The sequence below is a fragment of the uncultured Anaerococcus sp. genome, from assembly GCF_937934665.1.
Taxonomy (GTDB): domain Bacteria; phylum Bacillota; class Clostridia; order Tissierellales; family Peptoniphilaceae; genus Anaerococcus.
The window spans coordinates 1-15,987 of the sequence record NZ_CALGYW010000006.1 but is presented as its reverse complement, the minus strand read 5'-3'; the positions used below and the strand labels follow the sequence as shown (position 1 = coordinate 15,987).

General features: G+C 37.3%; 20 protein-coding genes and 1 riboswitch. Of the genes, 18 read left to right on the top strand and 2 right to left on the bottom strand.

The annotated features are described in order from the left end of the window. The 17 genes from Q0410_RS00415 to thiE all read left to right on the top strand — a co-directional run. Nucleotides 1–390, top strand: a 390-nt coding sequence (locus Q0410_RS00415) for an ECF transporter S component (protein ID WP_299031541.1), incomplete at its 5' end; no start/stop codon positions are given. A 51-nt stretch (nt 391–441) separates the two neighbouring features. Continuing rightward, nucleotides 442–1,080, top strand: coding sequence for a CpXC domain-containing protein (locus Q0410_RS00410; RefSeq protein ID WP_299031536.1), 639 nt, complete (start codon nt 442–444; stop codon nt 1,078–1,080). Between the two features lie 142 nt (nt 1,081–1,222). Beyond that, on the top strand, nt 1,223–2,524 hold the full coding sequence (gene hemZ, locus Q0410_RS00405) for a coproporphyrinogen dehydrogenase HemZ (protein WP_299031533.1): 1,302 nt from the start codon (nt 1,223–1,225) through the stop codon (nt 2,522–2,524). A gap of 2 nt (nt 2,525–2,526) precedes the next feature. After that, nucleotides 2,527–3,933, top strand: coding sequence for a beta-Ala-His dipeptidase (gene pepD / locus Q0410_RS00400; RefSeq protein WP_299031530.1), 1,407 nt, complete (start codon nt 2,527–2,529; stop codon nt 3,931–3,933). 1,113 nt (nt 3,934–5,046) lie between these two features. After that, on the top strand, nt 5,047–5,313 hold the full coding sequence (locus Q0410_RS00395; protein WP_299031527.1) for an HPr family phosphocarrier protein: 267 nt from the start codon (nt 5,047–5,049) through the stop codon (nt 5,311–5,313). A 134-nt stretch (nt 5,314–5,447) separates the two neighbouring features. Continuing rightward, nucleotides 5,448–6,179, top strand: coding sequence for a Fe-S cluster assembly ATPase SufC (gene sufC / locus Q0410_RS00390; protein ID WP_299031524.1), 732 nt, complete (start codon nt 5,448–5,450; stop codon nt 6,177–6,179). Between the two features lies 1 nt (nt 6,180). Further along, nucleotides 6,181–7,593: a Fe-S cluster assembly protein SufB gene (sufB, locus tag Q0410_RS00385; protein ID WP_299031521.1), complete on the top strand. Its 1,413-nt coding sequence runs from the start codon at nt 6,181–6,183 to the stop codon at nt 7,591–7,593. Beyond that, the gene (locus tag Q0410_RS00380) at nt 7,593–8,636 is read left to right on the top strand and encodes a SufD family Fe-S cluster assembly protein (RefSeq protein WP_299031517.1); all 1,044 of its coding nucleotides are present in this window, start codon (nt 7,593–7,595) and stop codon (nt 8,634–8,636) included. The genes sufB and Q0410_RS00380 overlap by 1 nt, the downstream gene beginning before the upstream one ends. Before the next feature lies 1 nt (nt 8,637). Continuing rightward, a complete protein-coding gene (locus Q0410_RS00375) occupies nt 8,638–9,858 on the top strand; it encodes an aminotransferase class V-fold PLP-dependent enzyme (RefSeq protein ID WP_299031514.1) in 1,221 nt (406 codons plus the stop codon). Beyond that, nucleotides 9,858–10,289 (top strand): Fe-S cluster assembly sulfur transfer protein SufU, encoded by a 432-nt coding sequence (sufU, locus tag Q0410_RS00370; RefSeq protein ID WP_299031511.1) that lies wholly within the window; start codon nt 9,858–9,860, stop codon nt 10,287–10,289. The genes Q0410_RS00375 and sufU overlap by 1 nt, the downstream gene beginning before the upstream one ends. After that, on the top strand, nt 10,276–10,458 hold the full coding sequence (locus Q0410_RS00365; RefSeq protein ID WP_299031508.1) for a hypothetical protein: 183 nt from the start codon (nt 10,276–10,278) through the stop codon (nt 10,456–10,458). The genes sufU and Q0410_RS00365 overlap by 14 nt, the downstream gene beginning before the upstream one ends. A gap of 66 nt (nt 10,459–10,524) precedes the next feature. Next, a riboswitch (TPP riboswitch) is annotated at nt 10,525–10,626 on the top strand. Nucleotides 10,627–10,759: 133 nt separating this feature from the next. Then, complete coding sequence (gene thiS / locus Q0410_RS00360; protein ID WP_299031506.1) at nt 10,760–10,957, top strand: sulfur carrier protein ThiS; 198 nt, start codon at nt 10,760–10,762, stop codon at nt 10,955–10,957. Between the two features lies 1 nt (nt 10,958). Then, complete coding sequence (gene thiF / locus Q0410_RS00355; protein ID WP_299031503.1) at nt 10,959–11,564, top strand: sulfur carrier protein ThiS adenylyltransferase ThiF; 606 nt, start codon at nt 10,959–10,961, stop codon at nt 11,562–11,564. Next, nucleotides 11,554–12,324 (top strand): thiazole synthase, encoded by a 771-nt coding sequence (locus Q0410_RS00350; protein ID WP_299031500.1) that lies wholly within the window; start codon nt 11,554–11,556, stop codon nt 12,322–12,324. Before thiF ends, Q0410_RS00350 begins: the two co-directional genes overlap by 11 nt. Before the next feature lies 1 nt (nt 12,325). Then, entirely contained in the window at nt 12,326–13,483 is a 1,158-nt protein-coding gene (thiH, locus tag Q0410_RS00345; RefSeq protein WP_299031544.1) for a 2-iminoacetate synthase ThiH, read from the top strand. Between the two features lie 16 nt (nt 13,484–13,499). Beyond that, nucleotides 13,500–14,321 (top strand): hydroxyethylthiazole kinase, encoded by an 822-nt coding sequence (gene thiM / locus Q0410_RS00340; RefSeq protein ID WP_299031497.1) that lies wholly within the window; start codon nt 13,500–13,502, stop codon nt 14,319–14,321. Further along, nucleotides 14,318–14,932: a thiamine phosphate synthase gene (thiE, locus tag Q0410_RS00335; protein ID WP_299031494.1), complete on the top strand. Its 615-nt coding sequence runs from the start codon at nt 14,318–14,320 to the stop codon at nt 14,930–14,932. The genes thiM and thiE overlap by 4 nt, the downstream gene beginning before the upstream one ends. A 52-nt stretch (nt 14,933–14,984) precedes the next feature. On the opposite strand, the gene Q0410_RS00330 is transcribed toward thiE, so the two are convergent. Then, nucleotides 14,985–15,230 carry a hypothetical protein gene (locus Q0410_RS00330; RefSeq protein ID WP_299031492.1) on the bottom strand — a complete coding sequence of 82 codons (246 nt, stop codon included), beginning with the start codon at nt 15,228–15,230 and terminating at the stop codon, nt 14,985–14,987. Beyond that, nucleotides 15,227–15,715, bottom strand: a complete 489-nt coding sequence (locus Q0410_RS00325) for a dihydrofolate reductase (protein WP_299031490.1) — start codon at nt 15,713–15,715, stop codon at nt 15,227–15,229. Before Q0410_RS00325 ends, Q0410_RS00330 begins: the two co-directional genes overlap by 4 nt. Nucleotides 15,716–15,775: 60 nt before the next feature. On the opposite strand from Q0410_RS00325, the gene Q0410_RS00320 reads away from it, so the two are divergent. Beyond that, the coding region (locus Q0410_RS00320) for a chromate transporter (RefSeq protein ID WP_299031488.1) at nt 15,776–15,987 on the top strand (212 nt) is incomplete at its 3' end.

The window sequence follows — 15,987 nt, the reverse complement described above, 5'->3', positions numbered from 1 at the left end:
CTTGGACCTGTTTACGGTGGAATATCGGCCGGACTTGGATCTGCACTTTTTGATTTATTTGACCCAGTTTATTTTACAAGTGCCCCAATCACCTTTATTTCAAAATTTGCTATGGGCTTTGTGGCAGGAATGATATATAAAAATAGGAAAAAACTTGTGAATACTCCAAGGCTTATCCTTGCCAATGTTCTTGGTCAAATCACCTATATTTTCTTATATCTACTAAAGGCCTTTATCAAAAATAAGTATATACTTGGATTTACTTGGGAAGCTAATATGACAGAGCTTGTCCAAAAGGGAACAGTATCTACAATCAACGCCATAGTTTCAATAATTATCGCAACAATTGTTGCTATCCCTCTCCTAAAAGCAGTCAAAATTGAAGACTAAGGTCGTCTTTTGGGTAAATATAGAATAAGCTTAAGAAGAGAAAGGTAAGATATGAAAAGAAGAGAAAAAACTTTTGGTATAACTTGTCCAAAATGTAAGCACGAATTTGAAGAAAATTTACCAACAGCAATATTTTCAACAGGCGAAGAAAATGAAAGGATAAAGGCGGGCGATTTTGCAGGCCTTACTTGCCCATCTTGCGGCAATGAATTTATCCTAAACTACCGCTTTGCCTATACAGATGAAATCAACCAATTTATGATTGTAAACGACCCAGCTTTTGTAGATAGGAAGGCAAGGCTTGCCTTTTCCACATCGCTTGGCCTAATTGGGGCGGCTAGGAAAGACGAGCTTATCAAGCATACCCTAAGGGTCACTTGCAATTATGATATGCTTAGAGAGAAAATTGCAATCTTTGAAGCAGGCCTTAATGATAAGGTAGTTGAGCTTATGAAATATTTCCTAATAAATAGTGAAGATTTTGCTTACAAGGCAAGTGACATCAAGGAAATGACCTACAAGGGTGACGGCAAATTTTACCTAACAACAAACCTAAATGTAGGCCTAAGTCTTGATTTTTCTGACGTTCTTTATGATACTATAGTCAAAAATTATTCTGAATTTCTAAAAAAGGATATGGAACTAATGATAGATAGGGCTTGGGCAGAGAAATTTTTGACACAAGAATAAGGGCTAGATATTTAGCTTTTGATAAAATTTGCAGGACGTCATTTCGACAAATGAAATGAGGATGAAATCCATATATTAGAGACTTCAGATTTATGGATATATTCACACAAAAGGGCATTTGCCCTTTTTTTATAGGAAAATTATGAGAATTTACTTAGAAAATGAAAATAAAAGAAAAATTGTATATGATATTTTAAATATTTTCTACGACCAAAAAGATTTTGCTTTTGTAGAGAAAAGCACTTTGGCGGACATAGGAATTTATGAATCGTATTTGACTTACAAGGACGAAAAAATTCATTTTTCAACTAATAATGAATTAAAATCTCATCTTTATGACATCTTGGTAGATAAAACCTCATACAAATCGCCTTGGGGGACCCTTACCGGATCCAAACCTTCAAAGCTTCTTAAAAACAAAAGTCTAGATGAGATTAAAAGGACCTACAAATTGTCAGATGAAAAGCTAAAGCTTCTTAGAAAGGTTAAGGAAAGCCAAGACAGGCTAGATTTTTCTCCGGATGATTTTAGTCTCTATATTAACATTCCCTTTTGCCCGACCAGGTGCGATTACTGCTCCTATCCGACTTTAATCGGTGCCCACCACGATAAGGGAGTCTATGTTGATTATCTTATAAAAGAGATTGAAGGGATTAAGCTTGCCTCAAAGCTTGATGCAATCTACATTGGCGGGGGAACTCCTTCTTTTTTGACCCATAGAGAGATAGAAAGAATACTTTCTGCAATAAATGAGAAGTTTTCCTACAAGGAGCTGACTTTTGAAGCTGGCAGGGAAGATACACTCGATAAGGATAAGCTTGATATTTTAAAGGCGGGAGGAGTTTCGAGAATTTCCCTAAATCCTCAGACCTTTAATAGGGTAATTCTCCAAAATCTTAATAGGGACATAGATATGGACCATTTTCTAGATATCTATGCCTATGCCAAAGAACTCGGATTTATAGTAAACATGGACTTTATAATCGGTCTTCCTGGCGAAGCTTATAAGTCTTTTGAGAAAAATTTTGAGATTTTAGAAAATCTTCTTCCAGATAATATCACCTTCCACGCCCTGGCCATAAAATCTGGGTCTAAATACGATGAAGCTGATAAAACAGGCGAGATAGAAGCAAGTCTTAAAATTTCTGAGAAAATAGCTAATTTTACAAAAGAAATGGCCTATGAGCCTTATTATCTTTATAGGCAAAAAAATATAATTTCCAACCTAGAAAATGTTGGCTATCAAAGAAATAATACGGCCCAGAGGTATAATATAATCATAAATGAAGAAATCGCATCGATTCTTGGCCTTGGGATGAACGCAAATTCCAAGCTTATTAATGGTGAAAAATTTAGAAATCCTAGAAATCTAAGAGATTATTACAAGGATTTTGAAAAGAGTCTTGCTGCCAAGAACGAGATGATTATTAAGATAAGGAGATAAAAATGGAAAAAAATTATTCTGACATAGTTTTAAAATATTTTAAAGAGCTTGCCAAAATTCCTAGAGAATCTAGCAACGAAAAAGAAGTATCAGACTTTTTGGTAAACTTTGCCAAAGAGAGAAATTTAGAAGTCATTCAAGATGACGCCCTAAATGTAATTATTAGAAAAGACGCAAGTGAGGGCTATGAAGACCACCCAATTGTTGCCCTTCAAGGCCACATGGACATGGTTTGTGTTAAAGAAGAGGGATCTAGTCACGATTTTGAAAAAGACCCAATAAAGCTAATCGAAGAAGACGGCTGGCTTACAGCTGATGGGACAACCCTTGGTGCTGACAATGGTATTGGAGTTGCCTTTGCCATGGCAGTTTTGGATGACGATAGCTTAAAACATGGCCCAATCGAAGCTATTATCACAACAGAAGAAGAAACCTCAATGGGAGGCGCTGGTAAGCTTGACCTATCACAAATTACTGCAAAATACCTTCTAAATATCGACTCTGAAGAAGAAGGAATCCTCACAGTTGGCTGTGCAGGTGGACTTGACCTTGAAATTGAATTTGATAAAGAATACGAAAAGGCAGAAGGCGAAATTATTGAAGTAGGCCTAAAAGGCTTTGCAGGTGGCCACTCTGGTATGGAAATTGATAAATTCAGACTAAATGCCAATAAGACCCTAGGAAGACTTTTAGAAGGGATTGAAGGCCTTCAAATTGCAACAATTTCTGGTGGTGTAAAGAGAAATGCCATCGCATCTTCTGCAAAGGCTATAGTAGCTGTGCCAAATAAAAATGAGGCAATCAAACTTATCGAAGAAAGAATTGCTGAAGTTAAAAACGAATACAAAGACGTAGATCCAAAGGGAGATATTTGGGTAAAAGAAGGGGCCTTTGATGGCGAAGTTCTAACAAAAGATTTATCAAAGAGAATAGTCGACCTACTATTTGTAATCCCAGACGGCCTTTACAAAAAAGTTGGTGATTCAATCGTAACCAGCTCAAACCTAGGCATAATCGAAGATAGGGAAGATGTAATCTGGATTTCTTCAATGTTTAGGTCAGAAATCGACTCACAAAAAGCCTACAAGGCAAATATTTCAAAGAAAATCGTAGAAAGCTTTGGAGGAAGAGCCAAAGTTACAAGCCAGTACTCAGGCTGGCAAAGAGAAGAAAGCCCAATTATAGACCTTGCCAAAGAAGTCTGGAAAGACACCCACGGCGACGAAATGGAAATCGCCACAACCCACGGCGGCCTAGAATGCGGACTCTTCAAAAAAACCCTTAAAGACACAGAAATGATCTCCTTCGGCCCAGAAATACAAGGCGCCCACAGCCCAGAAGAAAGAGCAAACATCAAATCAATAGCAAATAATTATAAATTCTTAATAGAACTATTAGAAAGAATCTAGTATAAAACACAAAACCACTTCGTTTTTATAAATGAAGTGGTTTTTCTTATTTGAAAAATTTTATAAAATTAGCCAGAAGGATTGAAACTTTTGATAGCTTAGATAAGGTGATGATTATATTGAGGTAATGATGAATGTATGACCAGAGCTAGCTTTAGGTGTATGTAGGAGGTCTCTCGACTTCGCTCTGCCTCTGCATCAGTCCTTCCATCAATCTTCTTTCAGAAGATTGGGATAGGGCTTCAGAGACGAGGGTGGTTATTCTTACTTTTATCTATAAGTATTAATTTAATTTTAGTAAAAAGAGAAATGTAAAATTTCAAGGAATAGCTTTAATTCACATTACACGCTTCGAGCGTAGTCGAGAAGCCTCTGGCCATGTAAATAAAACAATTATGGTATAGGAATCTGATTAGAGTTAAAATAAAAAATTAAACCCCAAACAGCAATGTTTGGCGAAAGCCAAACGAGCCAAGCAAAACTCAAACCACGAGAACAAATGTCCAATCTATCGGGCAATGATTTCTAATCAAAAGTTGCGTTAAAAAGCTGATTTGTTCGAGGCTCTAGCCGAGTTATCAGCTTTTAGCAACTCGACGATTAGAAATCTGTATGGAAATACGACGACTAAAACGAAGTAATGCACCTACCAATAAAAGCTTGCTGAAAGGAAGCGACCTTATCCGCCTTCCCTTATTACGAAGATTCAACAGTAAATAAAACAATAATTTATATTACCAAATTACGAAGCAAAAAAACTAATAATTAAGATTCTATAAATTACCACGAAAAAAACCCATCGCAAAATGATATTTCAATTAATTATAAATTAATAATTAAGGAACGTAATCTTTTTCAACGAAGGCTCCTGTTCGTCGCCTTCTTATGAAAAAATTACATAAGATTTTTCATAAATTTCTGCTGCGGTGCTCTGCCCCTTGAGAAATTTTGAAAAACGTAAAAACTTTGCTGACAAAATTTTTACTACCATTAGTCTTTGATAAACAAGCAATCTAAAACAGCCTGGCTATTTAACCAAAAAATCGTTTGCAAATTTCAAAAATTATAGTACCATCTAAAGTAGGATGATAAATATTAAACAAAGGAGGTACTATGTACGAACAAAAAGTAACACTTTCTAATGAAATTGGTTTGCATGCTAGACCAGCATCAATATTCATAAGACAAGCTGTCCAGTTTCCTTGTGACATAACTGTTGAAAAAGCTGGAAGGAGTTATAATGCTAAGTCTATCATGTCAGTTCTGAGCATGAGTGCTTCTAAAGGCGATGAGATAACTATAAGAGCAGAAGGCGACGAAGCAGAAGAAGCGGTCAAAAGTCTTATCGATTTAGTTGAAAATAAATTGAATGAATATTAGCATACTTAATAATTAACGAGCTTTGGCTCGTTTTTTTATTTTTTTAAGGTATGTTGATTAACGCAGGATTATTGATAATCCCTAGCAAAAAGGTATGATTTAAAAGAGTGAAAAATAGATAAAAGAGGTAGATAATGAACGATTTATTAAAAATAGAAAATCTTCATGTTTCGGCTGGAGATAAGGATATATTAAAAGGAATAAATTTAACAGTTGGTAAGGGTGAGGTCCACGTTGTTATGGGGGCCAATGGTTCAGGTAAATCAACCCTTATGAATACTATTATGGCAAACCCAGTTTATGAGGTTAAAGAAGGAAGAATTTTCTTTGAAGGAGAAGATATAACAGATCTTAGCGTTGATAAGAGGGCTAGACTTGGTATCTTTATGAGCTTCCAACACCCAGATGAGATTCCTGGTGTAAAGCTTTCTGACTTTTTAAGAATTTCTGAAGAGCAAATCACAGGTGATAAGCCAAAGATTTTAGCCTTTAATAAAAAGCTTACCAAAGAAATGGAGGAGTTAAAGCTAGATTCTTCCTATGCTAATAGGTATGTAAATGTTGGTTTTTCTGGTGGTGAAAGAAAGAAATCAGAAATTTTACAAATGCAAATGCTAAGCCCAAAACTTGCTTTACTTGATGAGACAGACTCAGGTCTTGACGTTGATGCGGTGAGGATTGTATCAGAAGGTATTAAAAACTTCTTAGACGGGGAAAGATCTGTTATTTTAATTACCCACCACAGAGAAATTTTATCAAATATAAAAGCTGACTACGTTCATATCCTAAAAGACGGCATAATCCAAGAAACAGGAGATGATAACCTAATGGATAAGATCGAAGCCGAAGGTTACGAATGGGTGTAATATGAAAGAAATTAATATTGAAGAACAATTAAAGGACATAGACCGAGGCTACTATGATTTCTTTAATGAATTTTTATACTCAGATATTACAGAAAAAGGACTCAATGCTGATATTGTAAATGAAATATCTGATAAGAAAAACGAACCGGAATGGATGAGAAGAAGGAGACTAAAGTCTCTTGAACTTTATGAAAAAATTGATAATCCTTCTTGGGGGCCAGACTTATCAGAGCTTGATATGAAGGATATCACAACTTACGTAAAACCACCAACAGACAAGAAGTCTACTTGGGATGCCCTACCAGATGATATCAAAGATACCTTTGATAGATTGGGTATTCCTCAAGCTGAGCAAGAAAGTCTTGCAGGTGTTGGTGCCCAATACGATAGTGAGGAAGTTTACCACTCTATACAAAAACACCTAGAAGATCAAGGTGTTATCTTTATGGACTTTACAACTGCTATTAGAGAGCATGAAGACCTGGTTAAAAAATACTTCCAAAAGGCTATCCCACCAACTCTTCACAAGTATGCAGCCCTACACGGTGCTGTTTGGTCAGGAGGATCTTTAATCTATGTGCCAGAAGGAGTTAAGGTTGATATCCCACTCCAATCTTATTACAGGCTAAATGCACCAGGTGCAGGCCAATTTGAGCATACCATGATCATAGCTGAGGATAATGCTAAGGTTCACTTTATAGAGGGATGTTCTGCGCCAAGATATAATGTGGTAAACCTTCACGCAGGTTCTGTAGAAATTTTTGTCGGCAAAAATGCTGAAGTTAGATTTTCTACTATAGAAAACTGGTCTAGGAATATGTACAACCTAAATACCAAGCGTGCCATCATCCAAGAAGGCGGCAAGATGATTTGGGTATCAGGATCTTTTGGTTCAAAAGTATCTATGCTTTATCCGACAAGTGTTCTTGCAGGAGAAGGTGCGAGAGCAGAATATACAGGTATTACCTTTGCAGGTGACGGTCAGTATATAGACAATGGTTGCTCTATGATCCACCTTGCCCCAAATACCTACTCAACAGCTCTAACCAAGTCAATTACAGCAGGTAATGGTAAGTCTATGACCAGATCTCTTGTAGAGATGAGAAAGAATTCCGGGGGGTCAAAATCAACTGTAGACTGTGAAAACCTCATGATTTCAGAGGAAAGTCAATCAGATACCATCCCAGTACTTGATATCAGAAATGATGATGTAGACTGTGGCCATGAGGCAAAAATTGGTTCTATTGACCAAGGCCAGGTATTTTACCTAATGAGCAGGGGTATTCCAGAAGATGAAGCCAAATCAATGATTGTAAGAGGTTTTGCTGAGCCTATTTCTAAGCTTTTACCTCTAGAATACGCAGTTGAAATGAATAACTTAATTGATATGGAATTGGAAGGAGCAAACGGCTGATGACAAAGATAAATGAAATGAGAGCCCCAACTTGGGCTTACCTAGGTCTAAATAACGCTGATTATGATCTAGTAGAAATTAAAAACCAGCCATTTTACGGAAAAACTAAAGGAGAAAGCCTAAGTGAGGTTCAAAAAGCCTTTGAAGGTGAAACCTACGGACTTTCCGCAGAAATAAATAAAGAAAACAAAGACTTTAGAAACCACTCCCTAAGTTTTGACCTAGATAAAAATAGGGATACAGAATTTATAAACCTAGAACTAAATGATGAAAATAACATCCTTGTGTCAAGTATTGAAATAAACGCAAGAGAAAATACTTCTTCATCATTTTTAGTAAACTTTGCTGACCTTGCTGAAGAAAAGATTTTTATAAATTCTCAAATCCTAGTTAACTTAGAGAAAGATTCTAAGGTAAAACTAGTAGTTGTAGTTGATCTTAAAAACAACTCTACAAACCTAAATTCAATTGCAACAAGACTAGCTGATCGTGCAGAGCTTGATATTTCTTATATAGAAATAGGTGCAACAAAGTCTATGGTTAATATCAGAAATATCTTAAGAGGTGAAGAAGCTAAGGTTACCCAAAACGGAGTATATTTCAAATCTGAGGAAGAATACCTAGACCTTATGGCTGTAAACGAGCATTTTGGTATAAATACAGATTCTGATACCTTATTTAATGGAGCCTTAAAGGATAGGGCAGTTAAAAATTTCAAGGGAATAGTTGATCTAAGACGCGGCTGTACCAAGGCTGACGGTAAGATTGGTGATTATTCAATGATGCTTTCAGATGAGGTTGTCAATAAGTCTGCCCCGGTTCTACTTAACGAAGAAAGGGAAGTAGCTGGCAAGCACGCTGCAAGCGTTGGTAGGATGAATAAGGAGATGCTATTTTATATCATGAGCCGTGGTTTTAGCAAAAAACAAGCAGAGTCTATGATGCTTGAGGCAAACTTTGCCCCAGCTCTTGATAAGATAGAAGACGAAGAACTTCGAAGTAAAATAGCAGCTGAAGTTCACGAATTAAATAGCAGGATTTAGTATGAATTTTGATCAAATTAGAAAAGACTTTCCCTATCTTGAAGGAGCTAAGGTTGGCAAGGATGTAATCTACCTAGATACAGCAGCCACCAGCCAAAAGCCCAAACAAGTCATAGAGGCAGTTGATTCCTATTACAAATACAAAAACGCCAACCCTCACAGGGGTGCCCACTACCTTTCTTGGGTAGCAACAGAGGCCTATGAAAATGGTAGGGAAGTTGTTAGAGAATTTATAAATGCCAAGTCCCGTAACGAAATAGTCTACACCAAGACTACTACAGAGGCTATGAACCTTCTTGCCTATTCCTATGGACTAGATAATCTAAAGGCAGGAGATGAGATTTTAATCACCATCCTTGAACACCACGCCAACCTTGTTCCTTGGCAGATGGTGGCAAAGGCAACAGGGGCAAAATTAGTTTTTGCTTACTTAAATGACGATCACTCTCTTGACTATAAAGACGTAAAGGCAAAGATAAATGAAAAAACCAAGATAGTTTCCATTACTGGTGCATCAAATGTTACTGGCGAGATTATTGATCTTAAAAAAATTATTGCCTGGTCCAAGGAGGTAAATGCAACTACCATAGTAGATGCGGCCCAACTTGTTGCCCACAAAAAAATTGACGTTACAGACTTAGACTGTGACTTTTTAGTATTTTCAGGTCATAAGATCTACGCTCCAATGGGTATAGGTGTTCTTTACGGCAAATATGACCTACTTGATAAGATGAAGCCTTTTAACCTAGGCGGAGATATGATAGAATATGTTTATGAAGATCATTCAACCTTTGCCAAAGCGCCTATAAAATTTGAGGCAGGAACTCCTAATGTTGGCGGGGTTATTGGCCTAATAGAAGCTATAAAATATGTGGAAGAAATCGGCATGGAAAATATCCACGCCCACGAGGTGGACCTAACCCACTATGCCTATGATCTAATAAAAGACATAGAAAATATTAAAATAATCCATCCGACAAGTGCTGAGGAAGGTGCTTTAATAGCCTTTACCTTTGATGATATCCACCCACACGATATAGCCTCTATCCTAGATTCTAAAAATATAGCTGTAAGAAGTGGCCACCATTGTGCGATGCCTCTTCACACCTATCTTGGAATCTCATCTACAGCCAGGGCATCTTTTGCAATTTATAATACAAAAGAAGAGGTTGAAATCTTTGCAAAAAGCTTAAGAGAAGTAAGAAAGGTGATGGGACTATAATGGATATGCAAGAAATATATAGTCAGATAATCCTAGATCATTCAAGAAACCAAGCTAATAAACATGACCTAGCTGATGCTGACATCAAAGAAGACGGCCACAATCCATCTTGTGGTGATGAGATAGTTTTACAATTAAAACTCGATGGAGATAAGATAACAGATGCAGCCTTCACAGGAGATGGCTGTGCCATTAGCCAAGCTGCCACATCTGTAATGTGCGATATGCTAGTTGGAAAAAGTCTAGCAGAAGCTGATAAAATGGCAGATATCTACCAAAGAATGATCAAAAGAGATGATGTGACAGATGAAGAACTTGAAGAGCTTGAAGACGCTGTAGCCTTTAAGAATATTCAAAATATGCCACAAAGGGTAAACTGCGCCCTACTTTCTTGGAATACATTGAGGGCAGTTATCGATGAAAAAAACTAAGTTTGATAAGGTAGAATTTTATACATCAGCTATAACAGCAGTCCTAGTCTATATCCTTACCTTTCTCCAATATAAGAGGGGTAATGAATTTTGGTGGCTAATTCTACTTGCTGCCATCTTAATGACTGCTAATGCCTATGTAAAATATAAAAAATTTAGAGATAGATAAAGTTTGGATAAAAAATAAAAGATTAGGCAAAGAAAAATTGAAAATTTTTCTTTTTTGCCTTATAATAATATTGGCTAGGGGTGCAAATTAGCTGAGAGATGGATTTTTCCATTAACCCTTTAAACTTGGAAGGTTAGAACCTGCGTAAGAAAGCTTGTAATTAGAGTTTAAAGGCCCCTGATAGGGGTCTTTTTTGAATTTAAAGACAAAATCTGATACATATGAGAGCTTAGGCACAAAAGGGGCATACCACCTCGGGTATGGTTATCCTTTCTGTGCCTTTTTTTGAGGAGGTGAGAGTTTGATAAGGCTTAATGATAAAGAGGTAGATTTTAAGAAAGATGAAAATCTTAGGGATTTTCTTTTAAGAAATGACTACGATCCAGACTTTTTAGCCTGCGAAGTTGATGAGGTCTTGGTAAAAAAAGTCAATTTTGATAAATTTATCATGGAGGATAATTTAAAGGTTGAGGTATTTTCCTTTGTAGGAGGGGGTTGATATGAGAGATAAGATTTTAAAAAGACAAGACCCAGATCTTAACCATATCCTAGAAAAAGCTTCAGTTTCAATTTTAGGCTGTGGAGGACTTGGATCAAATATAGCCATGACCCTTGCTAGGTGTGGAGTAGGTAAGCTTTATATCTATGATTTTGATGGGGTAGAATACTCAAACCTTAATAGGCAGAATTACAAGATTTCTGACCTTGGCAAATCTAAGGTTTTTGAGACAAAGAGGCTTATCGAAGAGACTATTCCCTATACAAAAGTAGTTGCAAATGAGCTTATCATATCAGAGGCAAATTTAGGAGAAATAGCAGAAAAAACTGATATTTTTATAGAGGCCTTTGATAAAAAAGAGATGAAAAGCCTAGTCTTTGATTACTTTTTAGGAAAGGATGGCAAAAAGCTTGTCATGGCTTCAGGCCTATCAGGTCTGGGCGATTTTAAGGATATAAGGATAAAACAAATAGATAATATAACTATGGTTGGGGACTTTAATTCAACTCCAGATGATGGTTTGTACGCACCTTTTATAGGGATTGTTTCAAACCTAGAAGCCCTCTGCGCAGTTAAGATAATAATAGGAGAAGCAAATGGAAAATAAAGATTATTTAGTGCTTGGAGATAAGAAGTTTGAGTCAAGATTTATCCTAGGCTCTGGCAAATATTCTCCAGAATTAATAGATGCAGCGGTAAAATCTGCAGGTTCAGAAATGATAACAGTAGCCCTTAGAAGGGCTAATACCAAGGATGTGGCAAATATCCTAAACTATATACCAGATAATGTAACAATAATACCAAATACTTCAGGAGCAAGAAATGCTGATGAAGCTATTAGGATAGCAAGGCTTGCTAGAGAAATGGGTTGTGGTAACTTTGTAAAAATTGAAATTATGAGAGATTCAAAATATCTTTTACCAGATAATGACCAAACCCTAAGGGCGACAGAAATCCTCGCTAAAGAAGGCTTTGTAGTCCTTCCTTATATGTATCCAGACCTAAACTTTGCAAGGGATATGAGAGATGCGGGAGCAGCTGCTATCATGCCTCTTGCAAGTCCGATTGGGTCAAATAGGGGCCTTGCTACTCGTGACTTTATAAAGATTATAATCGATGAGGTAGACCTACCAGTAATAGTTGATGCAGGAATTGGTGTGCCAAGCCAGGCAGCTGAAGCTATGGAAATGGGAGCAGCTGCTATCATGGCCAACACAGGTATAGCAACAGCCAGCGATATAAATATGATGGCTAAGGCCTTTAGGCTAGGCATTGAAGGAGGAAGACTTGCCTACCTTGCAAAACCAGGTAGAGTTTTAGAATCTGGTGCTGACCCATCTTCTCCACTAAGGGACTTTTTTGACTGATATGAATATAGAAAGTGTACATGATTATTTTCCAGGCATGGATATAATCGATTCAGATATAAAAGAAAAAGTAAAGAAAGCTTATGAAGATCTAAAAGGCCTTAAGGTTACTAAGGCTGACGTGATATCTAGTCTAAAAGCAACCAATCCTACAGCTAGAGATTTATATAATCTCTTAAGTGATGAAGCAATCGCCTATCTTGAACCTATGGCTGAAGTTGCCAAAGGAAAAAGGATTAGGTATTTTGGTAACAATGTCTGCCTCTTTTCTCCAATCTATATAGCAAATTATTGCGAAAATTCTTGTAGGTATTGCGGTTTTAGGGCCAAATCTGACATAAAAAGAGCCAAGTTAAACTATGAAGAAATCGAAGCTGAGATGAAAGCCCTAGCGGATACAGGCATTGAAGATGTTTTGATTTTGACAGGCGAATCTAAAAAGTTTTCGTCCATAGAATACATCGCCGAAGCCTGTAAAATTGCTAGCAAGTATTTTAAGGTAATAGGAATTGAAGTTTATCCTGCCAATGTGGAAGATTACAAAGTTTTAAGAGAGGCTGGGGCAGATTTTGTGACAGTTTTTCAAGAATCTTACAACCCAGAAACTTATGACTACTACCATCCATATGGCCACAAAAGATCCTTCCCATACAGGTTTGACACCCAAGAAAGGGCCCTAAAGGCAGGCTTTAGGGGGGTCGGTTTCGGTACTCTTTTTGGTCTGGGAGATCCAATCGAAGAAGCCTTTAAACTAGCAATTCACGCAAGTGAGATCCAAAAAAAATATCCTCATACAGAAATAGCTATTTCTTTGCCAAGGATAAGACCAACCCATGGGGCTGACGATAGTCTTCATTTTAATATAGTTGACGATAAAAAATTCTTCCAAATAATGGCAGTTATAAGGATATTTATGCCATTTGCGTCAATCACCCTATCAACTAGGGAATCTAAAGATTTTAGGGACTTGGCTGTCCGCTACGCTGCAACAAAAATTTCGGCTTCTGTAGATACATCTATAGGCCATAGATCAAAGGCGAGTGTTGACGAAGGTGATGAGCAATTTGAAATTGACGATGGCAGATCAACTGAGGAAACCTTCAAGGACCTCAAAGACTTGGGCATGACCCCAGTTTTCACAGACTATATCAATTTGTAATAATAAAGGAGAGGCCTTGACAGATTTAGAAAATATTTTAAGGGCCAGGGACGATTTAAAGGAAAAATCGCCCCTGGTCCATGCCATTACCCATCCCATTGCCATAAATATGGTTGCAAATGTCATCTTATTTATGGGAGCTAAGGCAATTTGTGCCGCCCATCCGGAAGAAGTGGCAGAAATTGTAGAAATGTCTGATTCTCTAAGTGTAAACTTAGGTAATATCACAAGTGAGAGAATGGATGCAATAAGAAGGGCGACTTTTGCGGCAAATAAGAAAAAAATCCCTCTTGCCATTGACCTGGTAGGAGTGGGAGCATCAACTTTACGCTACAATTTCGCCAAGGACCTCCTTGATAAATACCACTTTGACATGATCAAGGGCAACAGTTCTGAAATAAGGGCCATGGCAGAGTCAAGTGCAAATGCTAGGGGGATAGATGTGGGAAAAGCTGATGAGCTTAGGGGAGAAAACATAGAAAAAATTGCCCATGAAGCCCGCAATCTTGCAAAAAAATATCAGACGACAGTTGTGGTCACAGGGACAACCGACCTTGTAGTAGGGGAAAATGCCTACCACACTGTTACTAATGGAGTAGCAAACCTAAGCAAAATTACCGGCACAGGTTGCATGTTAACATCCATGATCTCAAGCTTAATGGCAGTGACAGACCCTGTTTCAGCAGCTATTGCAGGACTTTTAGTAATGGAAGTTGCCGCAGAAAAAGCTGATACAACTAGGCTTTATACTTTTTTTGTAAATTTAATGGATGAAATAGCGACGATAGAGAACAAGGAAATTCTGGCAAAAGCAAAAGTAAGGGAGATAAAATTTTGAAAAAACTATATCTTGTAACAAATTCGGATAAGTACAGCGAGGAAGAATTCCTAGCAAGACTAGAAGCTGCCCTTAAGGGAGGAGTTGATATCCTCCAACTGAGGGAAAAGGATAAGACTGACCTAGAGATTTTAGACCTGGGTAAAAAGGTCAAAGCTCTTTGTGATTCTTATAAGGTTCCTATGCTAATTGATGATAAGCCTCACTTAGCCTGGGCCCTTGGAGTGGGAGTCCACCTTGGTGCAGATGATATGCCAATTAAGCTCGCTAGGAAACTTTTAGGACCTGATGCCCTTATAGGAGCGACAGCTAAGTCAGTAGAAGCAGCTCAAAGAGCAGAAAACGATGGGGCAGACTACCTAGGAGTGGGAGCGATTTTTGAAACCAAAACCCACGTCAAAACCAAAAGAACAAGCGTAGAAACTCTAATAGATATAAAGAAAAATGTAGGCATAGATGTCTACGCCATAGGTGGACTAAATATCGATAACGTTGATATTTTAGAAGGCTCTGGAGTAGACGGAGTATGTGTAGTAAGGGCAATCATGGATAGCCCAGATGTAGAAGAAGATACCAGAATATTAAAGGAAAAAATAAATAAAACTCTTTAAAAAATTACTATACAAATAGACCCGGCATCAAGCCGGGCCTTTTATTACAAACTTATAAAAATTCTACTTCATTTTCTCCTATAACTACAGAAGGCACTCCTGCCTTGTGCTTTTCTCTTACTTCCTTATAGCCAGGAAGAGTATCTCTGTATTTTAAAAACAGTTTGAGACTAGCCATGGAAGAAGTGATGTTTACTACATCATAGTCAGAGTACTTTTTTGAACCATCTTCGATTTCACCTAAAATGCCAGCACAATCTGGGCAAAGGTCACTTACAAACAATATTTTATCTTTCATTTTCTACCCTTTCTCCTATATTTTACAAATTTTATCTTTATTCCCCCATCATCTATGGAATCACTTTCCTCTATTATTTCAAAATTAGGGTCCTCATCAAAGTTGTGAAGGAAGGTATCAGCCTCGCTTTCCCTATCGATTTTAGTGATGATTGCCTCATCAATATTAGCAAGGAAAATATCCGCTATTTCAGATCCACCTATTACAAAGGCTTCTCTGGGAGAATTTTCTACATATTTTATAATCTCACTAGGTTCATTAAAAACCATAGCTCCATCACGTTTTAAATTTTCATCTCGGCTGAGGATGATGTTTTCCCTGTTTGGAAGGGCGTTTCCCATAGAATCAAAAGTCTTTCTTCCCATTATTACAAGGCCGCCGGTTGTAGTTTCCTTAAAATGCTTAAGATCCTTTTTTAGGTTGTAAAGCATTTTATTATCCCTACCGATAGCCCAATTTTTATCTACTGCTAGTATTAATTTCATATCCACCTCATCTTACTTATACCCAGAAATATAGTAAGATATAGGTAGAAAGAGAGAATTATGGAAAAGAAAAACAAATTATGGCAAATCTTTAAATCAACCCTGTATCTATCAGCCTTCACCTTTGGAGGAGGCTATGTGATACTAACCTTGATGAAAGATACCTTTGTAGATAAATTAAAATGGATAGATAAGGATCAGATGCTAGATATGACAGCCATAGCCCAGTCGGCACCAGGAGCTGTGGCTATAAATGCATCGATAGTTGTAGG